Source organism: Caldalkalibacillus salinus, assembly GCF_016745835.1.
Taxonomy (GTDB): Bacteria; Bacillota; Bacilli; order Caldalkalibacillales; family JCM-10596; genus Caldalkalibacillus_A; species Caldalkalibacillus_A salinus.
On sequence record NZ_JAERVL010000006.1, the window covers coordinates 308,945 to 326,164 of the forward strand.

Sequence of the window (17,220 nt, forward strand, 5' to 3'; positions counted from 1 at the left end):
CATCAGTCAATGGTAAGTGTCTCGGGGCCGGCGTAGTCAGTCTGCCCTTGTTTTGTTGCATAAGCGTAGACGTAATATGTGCCAGGTGTCAAAGCTTCCCCATTCACTTTGCCATCCCAAGTTAATGTTTCATAGTCTTCACCACTGACGTTAAGGTGCACCCCACCATCCCCAACATATTCAAATGGGGAAGCGGTGTATACCCAGAGCCCCACTTCTTCTGCTCCACTTGGGAGGTATACAGTGTACTCATAGCCCTCTTCAGTTTCGGTTAGGGAAAAACTTGTAATCCTTGGGTAATCTGGTTCTTGTACAAAAAGGATGGTTGGCACTTCAGTCGTATGTTCTCCATCCGAAATAAGGATCTTCCCTTCATAGTAACCAGCCTCTAATTGATCAGCGCGGACGCGAACGTTCATATTGACGGCCTTAGCACTGTGGGCATCGACTTTTGTGTTCTGACTCGTTTTCACGTCAATACCTTGTGGCTGATCATCAAATGTGACACTAATATCGTAGCGTTTGGTCTCATTAGAAAGATTCTCAATGGTAAAATGCTGTCTTTCTACTTGTCGTCCAGCATCCTTGTCGAAAACACCAAAGGAATGGCTACCTGGACTGACCAGCGTGTCGACCTCAATTGCTTCAACTAAGCGGATGCTACCTGCCCCTTGGTCATTATGCTTATAGCTATCACCATTAGGGTCAAACAATGGCTCAGCGGTATTCATCAACGCTGCCTTTACTTGTTCAGGTCCCCACTCGGGATGGGCTTGAAGTAATAACGCTGCAGCTCCCGCTACGTGTGGCGCAGCCATACTCGTCCCTTGCATGGATGCATACCCATGAGGATCATCAGGATTGTGCGTTGGGACAGAGCTTGTGATATTCACACCAGGTGCACTCACGTCCGGTTTGATCATCCATGTATCCATCACCGGGCCACGAGAGGAGAAATCGGCAACGGTCTCATCGATTTGCTTACTAAAGTTGATACCGAAGCTGACTTCGTGGTAACCAGCTTCAATCTCAGCTACGAGCTTTTGCCCGTCAACATCGTCAAGCTTCAGTGTGGGAACAGCCATACCCGGTATTTCATAGGGAATGTCACCTTCAACATTGTTGAAAATGATGGCGCCTACGGCACCCGCATTTTTAGCATTGGTTGCTTTATCTACAAACGCAAATTCACCGCGGCTTATGACGGCGATTTTCCCATTCAGGTCTTTGCCGGCAAAATCCTCTTCATACCCCATTCCAACATAAACCATGTCGAAGGTGCCCTCTCCTAGTGCGAGTAGATCTTCCTCCGACTCATAACCCATGACAGCTGACGACGGGTAGTCATATACGTCTTGTGTGGTTGTGATCACACCGTCGTAAACGTTATAAGGCAGTTGTGTCGCACCCACTGAGATGGCCATACGTGATGTTCCTGGAGAACCCACTGTCCAATTGTTAGGACCGGCGTTACCGTTTGACGTTACGGCCACAACGCCTTCTGCCATCGCCCAATCGAGTGCAATACTTGTGGCCCAATCTGGATTGTTAAGTGAGTTACCTAAGGACAAATTCATCACATCTGCTCCATCCTGTACGGCTCTCTCAATGCCAGCGACAACGTCCGTTGTCGTCCCACTGCCACCCGGTCCTAAGACACGGTACCCTAATAATTGCGCATCTGGCGCGATACCTTTAATTAATCCATTCGCAGCCACTGTACCAGCGACGTGCGTACCATGACGTGTGGAACCCCCTCGTGGGTCCCCTACGGGCGTTTCCTGTGGATCGTTGTCATTGTCGACGAAATCCCATCCCTTGTACGCGCCAAACGCATGGGTTAAATCGGGGTGGGTATAGTCTACACCCGTGTCAATGATAGCCACTGTTACACCTTCTCCCGTGTAACCGAGGGTTTCCCATACGGTATCCGCTCCTATGTATGGCGCACTATCTGCCATGTGCGGCGTATACGCTTCTGAGCTTATAAGGTTGTCATCGGACGTCATCTCGTAGGTCACGTTAGGATAAACCGCCTCCACCCCTGTGACAGCTAACACGTGCGGCAGCTCATTGGCAGGCACGTCGATGGATAATCCTGAGAAGAGATAATCATACTCCCTGTTTACCTGCAAGTCACTCACTTTAGCTTTTAGCGCTGAAACGACTTGCTCTCTTTCTGTGGCCAGGGCCTTTTTATCTTGTGCCTGCCCTTGGTGCTTCGCTTCCATGATGGACGGTTCCTGTAGCTCTACCATCACGGTTACCTTCTCATCACTCTGTAAATCAAACGTTCCGTATAACGGCGCAGGCTCATGCTGTCCCTCTTCATTCGCGACGCCTTGGGCTAAGACGCCTGTACCAAGAGTCGATAAGAGCAATGCAAAAATGGCTGTTATGACAATACTGTGGCGAAAAACTTTTTTCATGCTTTGTGACACCCCGCTTTTCATAATTTTCTAACACTACTATATTAGACCATAATGTTTAAAAACCCTTGCGTCTAAAGTCCTATTTATCGCTGACATGAACAAGGCTGTTCGCTAAACGAGTCACGCGCTCGCTTTTGTATCAAGAAGAGGCTGTCTAAATGACGGTGTTTGACGCATTTAGACAGCCTCTGTGAGGCATTGAGAGGAATATAAAATGGGAGATTAGGAGATGTGTTTATGATGGGAGGTGTTTATCAGTTGTTTTTTAATATGCGTGCAATCTGATACTGGACTTCTCCACTAATCGTCGGGTCTTCACCAACGAGATAAGCATGCGTGATCGCATTTGTGCTCAGTAACGTTTCCAATTCATCACTCACGGTGTCTTCTACTAAAATCGTTCCGGTGTTTTTCTGAGCTGCTAGTGTACCACTGGTATGAGCGGCATGATACGCATCAGCGGATACGAGGACAATATCGGAACCTAATCCGAATCGATCAGCTAACACATAGCTTAGCTCAACGCTTGAATCGTGCCACACCCTTTCTGCAGTCGGTAACTTGCGTAAGGCATGATCTTCTATGCGTTGCTCGTTCCCGAGCACGATAAGCTGATTGATGTCTAACGCCTCTAGCGCCTTATTAACCGTATTGGAGACTTTTCTCGTATCCGTATAGAAGATAGGCACCCCTTGGACTGCAGCGTAGCTAGCGGCCGTTAGTGCTTTGTCATGATCATCACGGTGCACCAAAACAGCCGTATCAGGGGTGATACCCGCTACTTCCGCAATCGAGACGGTGACTTCGTCCGTGTTTTTCCCTGTCAGTCTCGTCACGTCTAGGCCTAACGTGTCGAGTTCTTGTTCGATCTGATCAGAGATCATGTTGGCATTGCCTAGTAATGTCACTTCTCTCGCATTCAGACGTGCCAACTCTTCTTGCACTTCAGCAGACAGCTGTGACGGGTCTGTCACAAGTATCGGTGCTTGCCACTGAGCGGACAACAACGTGGCCGCTAATATTTCGCTTGTCTGGCCTGTGTGAGCTAGAATAACGGAGTCTGATTGTGCCCATCCTTCTTGACTGACCAGTGTTGATGCTTCAACCAATTGCGCTGCGGGTAAACGAGTGGTGTAGGTTGAAATATCTTCTTCTGTTGGTGGGGGATTCTCTGCAACGACACTCAGTTTCCCAGGCGTGGTCTCGACCACCTGATTTCCTGCTTGATCTTCGAAAGTGACTTCAATCGTCGCATCCTCGAATTGGACATGCTCAGGTGCCGTCCATTGCCCTTGATAGTGACCCGGGGTCACTTCCTCCATTTGGATTCGGGTCTGGGACTCGGCATCGGCATCTGCCGTACCCATCGGTAAGAGAATAGCAAATGTGGCCTGTCCTCCTTCTTCACTCATGAAGGACACCTGCACTTGTTCTCCTGAATAAAGTTGGACATTTTCACTCGGTTGTAGCTCAGATAAAACGGGCGCTTCGGTATTGACGGTTACTTCTAAAGTTTCTGTGGCGGCATTTCCCGCTTGGTCTGTAGCGACTACTGAGAGCGTATTCTGGCCTTCATCCAACATGATGCGATGGGCAAAACCACCATCATCGTCCACACTCACCGCTTCATCGTTGACCGTCACTTGAGCGAGGTATTCGTCCGTCGCCTGACCCGTGACTGTCACTACCTCTTTATTCGTGACAGATCCATCAGTCGGTCCATCAATATATAGCTCGGGTTCCACCGTATCACGTATAACGGTAATCGCCTCGGAAGGGTCCGTTTCCCCAGCTTCTACTGATGCTGTGGCTTGTATGTGGTTCTCTCCTTCCTCTAGTGGGACTTCCACTTGGAAGGCTTGATCGATACTTGTCGCCTCTGCGACTTGTTCTTCGTTACGGTAAATACGAATGACACTGTCCGCCTGTACTTGTCCTTCAACCACTGCGTGTGTCTCATTTGTAAATGATTGGTCCTCAGGTGCCGTGATGGTAGGTGAAGATAAGGCGTAAGACACGTTGGCCCGAATCATGGCATTACCATAGGACTCGTCTAGCTTTTGAAAAGCCCCATCTACCACCATATAGGCACGGTCAGAGAAGGTCCCGTCTTCATCGAAACCTAAACCAGGGGTATCAGGGTTATCTCCGATCTGGACAAAGACGACATAAAAGTCTTGGTCTGTGCTGAGACCGAATTCAGACAAGTCAACGTAATTCCAACCCCCTCTTTCACCGTCAACAACCACCGGGTCTATTAATCTCTCTCCTGGTTGCCCGTTCGTCTGTGAATCGTAGATCGTAACAGAGAACGCATCAGCGCCTGGCGTAGGCCAGTCTTCTCCCCAAAGGTAAACACTAGCTCCTTTAATTTGGGCTTGTCCGTCTGGGCTCATCCGCATGGCCCAACCGTTTCCTTCATCGTAGAAGGCGCGCGCGTTCTCCGCAGTGCCATCATCATAGGCGATCATCTGATCATAACCAATGAATGGTTTAAGCGCGATGGCCACACTCGTTTCTTCTTCACCGTCGATATGGACCGTCTCTCTAGCGATGTGATAGTTGTCCGCGCTGATTTCTAGTGTATAGGACCCTTCTAGCACATCGTCAAAATGGAAGGAGCCTTGCTCATCCGTATGAATAGCAGGCACTCTGTGATCCTCAACGAGCTTTAACTGTGCCTGTTCAATCGGTGCGCCCGTTCGTTCATCCACAACCTCCCCAACGAGGTCCCCTCTTGGTACGGGATCAAGCTGGAAGTGTTGTTCAAGTCTATCCTCATCGGCCAAGCTGAACGTCGCTTCTTCCGAGTGATAACCGTAGGACTCTGCCCGCAACGTCCATTGTTCACCTTCTTCTGTAGCAGGGTGGATCAGTCGATACTCTCCCGTGGCAGGGTCCGTTCGAACACTACGCCCTGTTTCTACCACGGTTAATACGGCGTCTAATGGTAAACCACTAGAACGAAGAAGCGTGGCTTCACTTTCATCATAAAACGTATAGGCTGATTCGTCTTCTTGTAGTTGGAACTCACTTAAAAGCGTTTCAAGTTTTTCTCGTTTGTCTTCTTCAGGCTTTTCGGCCACGACTTCAGCTTGGTTTTCTTCACTGTCAACGCTTGCTTCATCGCTCATCACCTCTAGCGTGCTAGCGTCTCGCACACCGCTTACCCTTACATCGTCGATATACCAGCCTGGGTAGGTGACGGACAGATCAGAGGTGAATAGAAACTGTATCCTAATCTCTTCCCCGACGTAGTCACGTAGAGATATGGTCACATCCGACCATTCACCTCTTCTTTCAGAATAAGAAGCGATGTCTTCAAAAGTGGCACCGTCATCCGTTGTTATTCTGACGTACGCTTGATCGTAATTTCGTTCAATGTTATACCAATGTGTGAAGGTGAGTTCGGCGTCTTGAACATCAGTGAGGTCTAGCGTAGGACTCATGATCCCGCTATCTGAGCTGTTGCTATAGTCACCGCTTAAGTTTGTGGCCCACAAACTTTCTCCTGATGCCGCTTCACCAGGGCCGCTCGTGGGTATGCCCCATTCCCACTCACTGCTATCTCCATCGGTAACGAAGCCGCCGTTATCCGCTTCAAAATCTGAGAAGTATAAGGTTACAGTCTCTAAAGCTGTTGCAGATTCCTCGTTGGAGAATTCACTTTCATTGTCAGAGTAATCGTAAGCTGTGACAACATAATAGTACGTTTGATGCGCTTCAACACGACTATCTGTCCAGCTCGTGTCTGTGGTCTCTCCAATTGGTTCATACGCTCCCCCCGCTGAATCTGATCTATAGACGGTGTACCCTTTTAGATCAGGATCTGTTGGTGCCTCCCACTGTAACAAGATACCTGAACTTGTACTGTATGCCTCTAAAGCTGTAGGCGCACTCGGAGGTTCGTGATCTACACCTTTGAGTTGAACATTATCGACGTACCAACCCGGGTAAGTCACTGACCCGTCTGAGAAAAAGCCGTAGAGCACCATTACTGGATTCTCAGACCCAACATACTGATTGAGATCAGCGACGTATGAACGCCATGTTTGATCTCGTCCTGTAAAGACGTCAATGATATCCCATGTCTCTCCGTAATCATCGCTAATCGCAAGGACGCCTTCATCAAAGTTATTCTCAATATCGTGCCAATGGTTGAACCTGACAGACGCTTCATTGGTATCTCTTAGATCTAATGGCGGCATCAGCATGTAGCTATCTGACCCGTTACTGTATTCACCTGCTAGATTCGTAGCCACTAATTGTTCTCCAACAATCGGGCTCGGTCCAACTGACGGTCGCCCCCACTCCCAGTCACCACTCAGGTCCCAACCTAATGGAGATTGAGAGAAATCCGTCTCATACTCATCGGGACGTACACCGAATTGAACTTCAACAGGGTACTCATCCGTTTCACTCAGATTGTGTCCGTAGTCCACAGCCTTAATCTGATACGTCAGTCCCGGTTCTTGTACAAACATCCACGGGATGACGCCTCTGTATGACCCAGATTGATGGTCTCCTGAGACACGATTCATCGGAATAACGGTCCAATACGTGGCGTCATCCGGTTTTACCCATAATTCCGCTTTTGTCACCGCAACATCATCTTCAACGGACGCTTCAATCTCCACATCCAACCCTGCATATAATTGCTCTATAGGGTCGTGTGAGATGGTCGGTGATGTATCGTCTTGTCCTTCCGTTGTGACTGTCCCCACGACTTCACCACGCCCTTGAGCAATGGTGGCCACTGCTTCAAACGCGTTGACCAAACCGAAACCGTAACCGTAGTTAGGGGCGTCTTCATATTGATCATCAGTTAAAGGACGAGCCGTATCGAGCATGACTTCTTCTAGGTCATCCACTGCGAGTGCCGTATCCATAGAGAGCATCAAGGCCGCTGTCCCTACGACATGCGGAGATGCCATCGATGTCCCGTTCCATCCCGCTTCATATCCACCTGGTACTGACGATCGGATATTGGCCCCAGGTGCTGATAAATCTGGTTTTATATCATCGTCATATGGCCCTGGACCCTGATTAGAGAAGCTCGCACGCAAGTCCTGACTGTCTGTTGCGGCTACAGCCACACTTTCAGGGTAGTTTGCAGGGGTACTGACCGAACCGGGTTGAGACCCACCTGAGGAGTTCCCTGCGGCAAAAACGGGTAAGATGTTCGCGTCTCTCCAAGCCTGGACCATAGGGCGGTACCACTCATCTAGGCCTGGACCACCGCCCCAAGAGTTATTAATGACGTCTGGTGCTAGACTAGGATCGGGATCGCCATTTTCATTAATAGGGGCGAGCATATATTCACCGGCGGCTAGTAACCAAGAGGACTGACCACCTGCGGCAGTGAAAGCCTTAACGGCAATCCACTGAGCACCGGGGGCAACCCCAATCACTTCATTTCCAGCCGGATCCTGCCCCAGTATGGTCCCCAAAACGTGAGTGCCGTGGGGCACACTAGAGATATCGTACGGCATCTCTTCACCGTTTACAGCATCGAACCAGTTTCCAACTGGATTGGGGTTCTCAGGTTGTTGAGGGTCATAACCACGCCAGTTGTCCATGAGTGCTTCGTGCTGCCAATCTGCACCGGTATCAATGAGGCCCACGACAACACCCGTTCCGTCTACACCATACGTATCCCAAACCGCAGGTGCTTCCACTCGGTCTATGTTCCATTCCACGGACTGTGTACGGGGCTCATCTCCCTGTGACTCATCTTCCTGTGAGGACGTAGAGGTTGCCTCTGTTTCTGTGCTGCTTTCCTCAGTACCCGCTTGAGACGGTTGTCGTTCTTCTGGCCAGTCTATTTCTATATGGGCATCTGGTAGTATAGAGGCTACGTCTCCTCGTTTAGCAAGCGTATCCGCGACTTCCTTACTCACTTTGGCATGAATCATGTTTACAATAAAGTAAGCGTTGATTTCCTTTACTTCACCGTTGTTTTGTTGCTTTTCCAGAAACGTAAGAATGCCCTTCTGACTTTCTTTTGCATGTGTTTGAAGGGCATCGACAACAGCATAACGTACATTCATCTTTTCCTGATACTGGGTGGTCTGAGCCGTATGTTGCTGACGCGCTTCAGTTACCACCTGACTTGTGTCCACTTGTGAGTTGAGTTTGATCAGTACATCTACAAATGCGTCTTCTTTGAACGCATCCTGTACTTCAGGTGACACCTTCTCCTCAGCTGAGGACATTTCAATCGTATCAAAAGATACGTCTGGCTGACTTTGGGCTTGTACACCTAGCCCAGAAAATGAAGATAATACTAACAGGAATATTAACAGTGATGCCCAAATACGTCGTTGGCTGACCATGACAAAACCACTCTCCTTTCTCTTATACACATACAATTAGAGAATAATTTGTCATTACCTTCCAACTAATGGATTATATTAACACGAAAAGAATGATAGAGATTGTCGATTTCATAGGTGGTTCGTACTAATTGTGTATTGTCCAAAATAAAAACGAAAAATAAAAACGCCCAAGTGTCTCCATCTCACCTGGGCGTCCGCGCTCTATCATTTTATTTTGTTCATATTATGGTACATAACAATAGATTGATCTAGAAAGACGTAAGGTTAAAACATCTACATCCTTATAGGTTTGAAACAACAGTCGTTTGGAATGACCACCGTAGATTAATATAGCCATCGCCGGAGTGGATTTCGCCAAGAAGGTTGGTGTTTGCGCCTTCTCGATCAAAGTCCCAATTGCTTAAGTTCCCAGAAGCGGAGCGATAGACATGATCGTTATGCATATTACGCTGCTCCTCATAAGTGCTTCCGATAAATCGCTCCCTTTGCCCAAGTGATTCATTTGTAGAGTGTTGTAGTGTATTCCAAAGATCATAAACTTTGTCACCGTAGGGAATGAGGCCTACGAAGTAGCCAATCACGTTGCTACCACTCTGTGACAAGTTCTGCCCGCTTAACGTCTGAGCGTAATAAACATTTCGATCCTCCAAAGCGCCTTGTACCATTTGCAGGTCTTCTAAGGATAACCCCCATCCGTAGTACATGACACTTATATCTTTTGTCCAGTGATCGTATTCTATAATCATCCCGTGTCGGTACGTAAAGGCAGTGTCAAAGCTGTTTCTCAGCCCGGACCAACCTAGAAAGCTTGAATCATGTTGAAAGGCTGTGATCTGCGTGATCGTATAATCCCCTTGATCAGCACCCCGTGCATAGTAATTCCAGCCTGGAGAGGAGCTTATATCAACGTCCCGTTTCCAGCCCGATCCTTTGAATAAGCTTTCGGGTAAGTTATAGTTGGACAGATTCACCTTATCTGTGTACGGGTCCTTTAAGTCTCTGAACATACGATCTAATTCATTAAAGTTGACTCGTATGTCTGTCCAAGACTGTGTTGTGATCGGTGAATCCATTGTATATTCACCTTCCGTATCGGCTGTACCGCTTTGTTCCACCTGTATGCTATGAGGTGTCTGATCCCCATCACTCGCTTTATTGTGCATATTTAGTAATGTGATCACTTTTTCAATTACTTCACTTTCTTCCATTCCTTTATGAGCTAGGCGCACATCCGATCCTTGTTGGTAAGCATCGAAATCTTTTTGATCTACCTTCGTCTGGAATCTCAACCATTCCCCACTTTCCTGATTTTCCAAGACGATCGTGAGTGTTGTCCCATTAGCATCATACTGGTCAGATGTTGCTTGGTCCAACCTGAATTGAAGCACCTTGTAATCTTCCGTTGCTTTTAGATCACCTAATACTAACTTGCCTGCATAGGGACTATCTCCTTTAACCGGATACAAATCACCCTGAAGCTCAAGTGTGTGTTTCGTACCGTTGTGGACGATGGTCCCTAATCCTTTCACAGTCCCATCGGCTTGTTTTAAATCAATGTCTAATTGAACCTTGTCTTTGCTTTGAGATGCTTCCCCTTTCTGGGTCGTTTCTCCTGGTTGTATAAATTCACCCTCAATATTCTGTAATTCAAGCTCATGTGTTGATGGCTCGGCGCCTACCATGTTTAAACTAAAGAGACTCACAACCAGACATCCTACTAACATGATCACAGCTTTCTTCAAAGACAATCTCCTCCTATGAGTTGATTTATGTCTATGCCTAGATGTCAGCAAACTGAAACGAACGGCAACTTTAGACACTGATTTTAAATTGTCATCACTCCATTCTCGTTATATATGAAAAAACTATCATGTTTTTACATTTATAGTAAATAGGATAATAGACTTAACATTCAGACAATAGGTGACACATTGGGGGATTGATAGACATTTTTTGAGTGAATACGGGAAATAGGAGGGGGCGAGAGCTATTTCAGCCTAAAGCTAGCTTGATCGACCATTTCTACACGAGGATCTTTTCGCAACTGCTTGACGAGTTTAAATAAAGCATCATCCTTCTTTTTCGCTTCAATCATGCAGTCAATCTGTTCACAGCTCCCTTTCACCTGTTGCAAGAAATCCATGAACATGTCCAGGTCGACATACTCGGCGTGTGCTCTGAACTGCGTTTCACTTTTGGGGCTAGACATATGCATCTTAACAGGCAATGGGGAGTGTGCCCAGGTCTGTAAGACGCGGTCCCATTGTTTTTCCCAATGTATGTCATGATGATGGGCTAGGTGATGATGGTAATCAAACACGAGCGGTATTTGGAGCTTCTCACATAAATACAGCGTATCCTCAAGATGAAAAGATTTATCATCGTTTTCTAACATCATCATCCGTTGAATGGCATGCGGGACACGTCCCCAGTTGGTGACAAAACGTTCTAGAGCATCGTCCCGCTTTTTATAGTCACCACCTACATGCATCACACAACGATGCTCCGTGTCCACATTCATGCCTTTTAACAATAAATAATGCATTTTTAGATTCTCTAAGGAAGGTTTAAAAACCTCATCCCGAGGTGAGTTTATTAAAACAAAATGGTCCGGGTGGAAGCCCACACGCATGCCATGCTTATCTATGAACTCACCTAACTGAGCCAAAGGTTCCTTAAGAGCTTGCATATAGTGCCACCCTTTTAATTCTTCGTGAGTAGCGAGGGGAACGATCCTAGAGCTAAAGCGAAAAAAATGAATGTCATGGGCTGCGTTATGTTTTAACAGGCGTAGACAGTTTTCTAAGTTAGACACGGCAATTCTTTCAAGCTTGCCAATAGCCGCTTCACGATCTCCCAACTTCTGAAATTGCGTAAACGTCATCGTTTGAGATGGAGAGGCGTTTTGCAAATGGACACTCATCCCCACATAGCCCAACCGTACAAGGGTCATATTAACACACTCCAAATTCATTTTGGTATTAGTATACCCCTCTTTTTCGTATGTATTTTTGTTTCGCAATATTTCCTAGGAAATGACAAAATATGTCCCAAGCAGGTATAAGCTCTCAGTGCTGTAGCATCCCCTTACTTAAGATTGCTTGTCCCCTAAAGCAAACATCAAATCGCCTTCTGCGACCACTTCGCCATCCACTTTCGCTGTAGCATGCCCTTTGCCGATGCTTCCGCGAAGTCTCGTCATTTCTACTTCCAATTCCAGTTGATCCCCAGGGGTGACTTGCCCTTTGAATCGGAAGTGATCAATGCCAGCAAAGAAAGCTAGACGCCCTTGGTTCTCTTCTTTTTTCAGAATGGCAACCGCTCCGACCTGAGCTAAGGCTTCAACAATAAGGACGCCCGGCATGACAGGATAGTCAGGAAAATGTCCGTTAAAGAAGTCTTCATTCGCTGTCACGTTCTTAATCCCGACGGCACGCTTCCCTTCTTCCACCTCTGTGATACGATCGACAAGTAAAAAAGGGTAACGATGAGGAATAATCGCCTTGATCTGTTCTGTTGTCAGCATTGGTATCCTTCTCCTTCTTTTTCATTGATTCTTTTTCATTCATTTTTTTAATTATTCTTTTTACACTATTAGTGATAATATAGCATAAAACAAGACGCTATGTGCACAAACTAACGATGTCCCCAACTTTTCTAGAGGGGTGGGGTTCACATAAAGGAGCTTTTCAGTGACATAAGGTCACTGAGAAGCTCTTTTCAGTTCATCATGAGCTTTAACAAAATGGATGAGATAGACAAAACTTGTTATAAACGAAAAGATAATGGCGGCCCATAACAATGCTTCAGAGTATGGGAATTGAAACATGAGGAATAAGAAGACGACGTAATAAAAAACGGTTGATGCTTTGCCAAAAAAGTTAGAGGCTAGAATGCGACTGTTCCTAAAATGGAAGACAGCAGATATCAGGATCATAGCAATATCTCGGAAAAAAAAGAACCCTGCTGCAATCATTGATATACGCTGATCGATGAGAAAGGAACAAATGACAGTAATCATCATACATTTATCTGCAAGCGGATCAAGTAGTTTACCAATCTCAGTCATTAACCCATGCTTACGCGCTAAATAGCCGTCTAGCATATCACTTAAACCTGCTACGAGTAAAATGACAAAGGCGTAAAGATTTGCCAATTCATGACCTGAAAAAAACACAAGAATAAAAATAGGTATTAAGAAAAACCTTGCAATGGTTATCATATTTGGTACGTTCATAGGTTTCCTCCTCTTTGAGCGAAAACGTAGCTAAAACGCAATAAAGATAAGCAAGGTCAATTCCGTAACGCTATAAGTTGTTATGTCTATTGTATTATCGAGAACGACGATTATGAAAAGACTAAGTCATAAATGTGCTTCCAAGTGTCAATTTTGAAAACATCGCTGGGTGCACCGTCACCGATTAAAGCGTAGCCCACTAATAGACCCGCAACGACAGACGCAAGTAAACAAAATAGAATGAAAAGCCACTTCATAAAGAATGATCCGACTTTACTTCTCTTTCTTTTCTTGTTCTTATTTGTCTTCTTTTTCTTCACTGCTTTATTCTCTTCGCTCTTTTGAGCACTCGGTTGTGAGGTTTGTCCTTGTTGTTCATTCTCCTGTACCATAAGACATACTCCTTTTTTCCAACAGAAGGGTTATCCTCTGATCGTGTTTGCTAATCCCATCATCTCATCTGCTATTGTAATTGATCTCGATTGAAATTGCATCATTCTTTGCGTGACAATCATCTCCGTTAATTCTTGGGAAAGGTCTACATTGGACAATTCAAGCATTCCTTGTCTTACAGCATAAGGTTTTTCATCATTGACGTCAAAACGACGGAGCACATTATCTCCCAGGAGGGCTTCCTCATCACCTTCTAACCCGAATAGGTTTCCTCCCAAGGCTTGGAGCTGATCGGGCCTATTGACTTTTGCCACACTGAGTTGAAATTCCTCCGGTACATCATCGTCTGGGTAATACACTTCTACTGTCCCATCAGATTTGATATCGATACTTTCATAATTTTGATCGAAGGATATACTCATACCCGTGTATTGATCAATAAGAGGTAATCCTTGTTTGGTCTGTAGACGTACATATCCGAGCCCTTCTGGGTCTTCACTGAGCTGTAATGCCCCGTCTCTCGTATAGACCGTTTCAATATGCTCGGTACCACTTTCATCAACCCACGCTTGACGGACACGGAAGTAGACGTCTTCTCCTTCAATCATGACGTCTAAGGGTCTCCCTGTTTCTTGTGGGGCCCCTTGGGCGGTGTGTAACGTCGTTTGACCGATCTTCGCCCCGTGCCCAACTCTCAAGCCCTCGGGGGTTTGTCTCCCGACCTCTTTGTGAGGGTGGGGTTGATTGTTCACTTGTTGAGTGAGTAAGTCTTGGAATGACGCCCCTCTTCGCTTATATCCAACCGTATTCACATTTGAAACGTTATGGGAGAGGGTATCTAGTTTTTTCTGTAGCTCATTTAACGTATTAGCCGACGTCACCATCTGGGTATTCACTTGAGCCGACACCTCCTATATACGATTTACCGCTCATTGAATCCTTTGCTTTTCCTAGTTCTCGTTCTCGTTTATCCTCTGTATGAACCTTCCCCTCTTACTAATGGCTACAAAGGGGGCCACTTTATAGCAAAGGGTTAATAAATACGTCCCACTTCATTGACGGCCTTCTCGGCACTGCGGTCATACGCTTGCAGAATCCGTTGATTCGCTTCATACATACGATACGTGTTCAGCATGTCTGTCATCGTTTGTGTGGGGTCCACATTAGAACGCTCCACGTAACCTTGTAGCACACTAAACGGTCTCGTCGCTGAACCTTCTTCTAAGTCGATTAAAAAATCAACATCAGCTAGTTCTGATATATTCTCATCTTCACCATCGAATCGTAATAATCCGTGACCTTCCTTAACCATCGACTGTGGCTCTTCTGTATAAGCTAAGAATAGACGGGCAAGATGCGGAACTTCCTCCCCATCCTCCTGTACGTATAGTTGACCATTTTCAGCCACTCTCGCCCCGTCAGGCGCGTAGATTGGGTCTCCGAGATCATCTAGTACGCGGTAGCCCTCCTCCGTCGCAAGGTATCCCTCAGCATCGATGGTAAACTGCCCATTACGTGTAAAACGTATATTTTCAAATGTTTGTTCAGCTTCATTTTCTAACATTTCTTCCTCATTCCCCGGCTCTTCGATGTCAAGGTCCTCATCCGTATCGTTCTCTGTAGAGGCTTCCTCTGGGATTTCTACTGCGAAAAACAGATGCCCTCTGGCCTCTGTTTCAGGATTCACAGGCATATGCTGGTCTACTAACGCAAAGTCGAGGTCTCTGTGTGTTTCTTGTACATCCCCTTGTTGAAAATTGAGAGCCCCTTCTTGTAAATACACACCGGTGTGTAGCACCCCCAAAGGCGCTTGTCCTTTCAATTGAGGTTGACCTTTGACTTGTGAACCATAATTGTCGTTCATCCGGTACATTAATATATCCGGAAAAGCCCGCAGTGAACTCTGGTCCTGCTTGAAGCCAGCCGTTTCTACATTTGCCAAGTTATTAGTAAGCATCTCTTGCTTGCGACTTGTCGCCGTCATACCTGATGCAGCAGTATATATCCCTCTAAACATATGGACCCCCCCTTATGACCACATCAAAGATCTATCACATATAGGATGACTCTAAATGGATGTTCGTCCTTTGCCATGCCTTAATGGGTGGCATTAGTTAATATAATTATCCCAATTCTCTAACATCATGCCTGTCCCATTAGCGACGCAAGCCATCGGGTCTTCTGCGATGAGAACAGGGACTTTCAACTCGTCTGATAAAAGCTTGTCCAACCCGTGTAAAAGTGCCCCACCGCCTGTAAGGATAATACCACGATCAATGATATCAGCCGACAACTCTGGTGGCGTACGCTCGAGCACACTTTTGGATGCCATGACTATATTAGAAACGGGCTCTGCCAATGCCGTATAAATTTCTTCAGAGTGGATGGTAATGGTACGAGGTAAACCTGATACCATATCACGCCCTCGAATGTCCATTTGTTCTTGGCGTCCTTGAGGATATACGGTGGCAATATTCATCTTGACATCCTCTGCTGTGCGATCGCCTATCACGAGCTTGTATTGATTTTTTATGTAATTTCCAATGGCGTAGTCAAACTTATCCCCAGCCATTTTTATAGAAGAGGCGGTGACGATATCATTCATAGATAATACCGCTATATCAGTCGTACCACCGCCAATATCAACGACCATATTCCCACTCGGCTGTGAGATGTCCATTCCTGCACCGACAGCCGCCACTTTCGGTTCCTCCTGTAAGGCCACTTTTTTACCACCGCTTTTTTCTGCCGCCTCAATGATGGCTTTTCTCTCAACGGAAGTAATGTTGGCTGGACAGCATATAAGTATCCTAGGAGATGTAAATAACCCTTTTACCCCTATTTTTTGTAGAAAGTATCTGAGCATCGCTTCTGTAATATCAAAGTCTGCAATGACACCGTCCTTCAAGGGACGAATCGCTTCTATGTTACCCGGTGTCCGTCCAACCATACGTCTCGCTTCATGTCCAACGGTTAAAACCTTATTTGACTTGCTATCAATCGCGACTACACTAGGCTCGTTTAAAACGATTCCTTTCCCTTTTACATGAATAAGTACGTTTGCCGTTCCTAAATCTATACCAATATCTCTTGTCAGCATGCCTTGCCCTCCCTGTATCAATCAACAATATCTATATCATACTAAAAATAGCGTCAAATTTCGATTTTTTCTTTAATATATTTTTCGATATGACTCAGGGATTTTCCTCTATTGTTTTAATGTCATACACATGGAAAATCTAGGTGTTCGCTTCAGCCAAATCCTCACCTTCTATTTTACCAGAAGGGGGCTGCTTATACTTAACCTTTGTTGCTTCTCCTCCTCTCAAATGTCGTATTGACTTGTGGTATTCCAAAATTTCTCTGACCTCATTTGCTAGTTCTGGATTAATGTCGGGTAGTCGTTCGGTTAGATCTTTGTGCACTGTACTTTTTGAAACACCAAATTTTTTAGCTATCATGCGGACCGTATTCTTTGTCTCCACGATGTACGTAGCGATTTTCAACGTCCGTTCTTTGATGTAATCGTGCACTCCCCTCGCCTCCCTATTCGGTTTAGTCTGATACATTATATTGACAAGGAAGAGCATATATTCTACAAATCCAAGCCTGACAAGCTAAAAAGACCTTTTTTTTTGTTTTTTCCTAAAAAACAATGGTTTGTTTCTCCGTTTTCGCAAATGAAAAAAAAAAAGCTTTTCCTACTGGACAAGCTTTCTCATCAAACGTATGGATTTGATCTTCTGCTATATTGATTGTTGGAACAAAACTATTTTTTAGTTTCGAATCTTAGTTCCAAAATATCTCCTTTTTGAGTCTA

At 45.8% G+C, this 17,220-nt stretch carries 11 protein-coding genes; all 11 read right to left on the minus strand.

All coding sequences use genetic code 11. From position 1 onward, the window contains the following. Positions 1-2: 2 nt before the first annotated feature. The 11 genes from JKM87_RS07265 to spoIIID all read right to left on the minus strand — a co-directional run bounded on the left by JKM87_RS07265 (position 3) and on the right by spoIIID (position 16,933). Positions 3-2,429 (minus strand): S8 family serine peptidase, encoded by a 2,427-nt coding sequence (locus JKM87_RS07265; RefSeq protein WP_202079498.1) that lies wholly within the window; start codon positions 2,427-2,429, stop codon positions 3-5. 257 nt (positions 2,430-2,686) lie between these two features. After that, complete coding sequence (locus JKM87_RS07270; protein ID WP_202079500.1) at positions 2,687-8,767, minus strand: S8 family serine peptidase; 6,081 nt, start codon at positions 8,765-8,767, stop codon at positions 2,687-2,689. A gap of 284 nt (positions 8,768-9,051) precedes the next feature. After that, positions 9,052-10,512 carry a hypothetical protein gene (locus tag JKM87_RS07275; RefSeq protein WP_202079503.1) on the minus strand — a complete coding sequence of 487 codons (1,461 nt, stop codon included), beginning with the start codon at positions 10,510-10,512 and terminating at the stop codon, positions 9,052-9,054. A 245-nt stretch (positions 10,513-10,757) separates the two neighbouring features. Then, on the minus strand, positions 10,758-11,723 hold the full coding sequence (gene uvsE, locus JKM87_RS07280; protein ID WP_202079568.1) for a UV DNA damage repair endonuclease UvsE: 966 nt from the start codon (positions 11,721-11,723) through the stop codon (positions 10,758-10,760). 138 nt (positions 11,724-11,861) lie between these two features. Next, positions 11,862-12,296 carry a 3-hydroxyacyl-ACP dehydratase FabZ gene (gene fabZ, locus JKM87_RS07285; protein WP_202079505.1) on the minus strand — a complete coding sequence of 145 codons (435 nt, stop codon included), beginning with the start codon at positions 12,294-12,296 and terminating at the stop codon, positions 11,862-11,864. A gap of 177 nt (positions 12,297-12,473) precedes the next feature. After that, complete coding sequence (locus JKM87_RS07290; protein WP_202079507.1) at positions 12,474-13,007, minus strand: CDP-alcohol phosphatidyltransferase family protein; 534 nt, start codon at positions 13,005-13,007, stop codon at positions 12,474-12,476. A 110-nt stretch (positions 13,008-13,117) separates the two neighbouring features. Next, entirely contained in the window at positions 13,118-13,399 is a 282-nt protein-coding gene (locus tag JKM87_RS07295; protein ID WP_202079509.1) for a DNA-directed RNA polymerase subunit beta, read from the minus strand. Positions 13,400-13,429: 30 nt separating this feature from the next. Continuing rightward, positions 13,430-14,296: a flagellar hook-basal body complex protein gene (locus tag JKM87_RS07300; protein ID WP_202079511.1), complete on the minus strand. Its 867-nt coding sequence runs from the start codon at positions 14,294-14,296 to the stop codon at positions 13,430-13,432. A 137-nt stretch (positions 14,297-14,433) separates the two neighbouring features. After that, entirely contained in the window at positions 14,434-15,417 is a 984-nt protein-coding gene (locus JKM87_RS07305) for a flagellar hook-basal body protein (RefSeq protein WP_202079513.1), read from the minus strand. A gap of 93 nt (positions 15,418-15,510) precedes the next feature. Continuing rightward, on the minus strand, positions 15,511-16,500 hold the full coding sequence (mreB, locus tag JKM87_RS07310) for a rod shape-determining protein (RefSeq protein WP_202079515.1): 990 nt from the start codon (positions 16,498-16,500) through the stop codon (positions 15,511-15,513). A gap of 139 nt (positions 16,501-16,639) precedes the next feature. Further along, complete coding sequence (spoIIID, locus tag JKM87_RS07315; RefSeq protein ID WP_202079518.1) at positions 16,640-16,933, minus strand: sporulation transcriptional regulator SpoIIID; 294 nt, start codon at positions 16,931-16,933, stop codon at positions 16,640-16,642. Between the last annotated feature and the right edge of the window lie 287 nt (positions 16,934-17,220).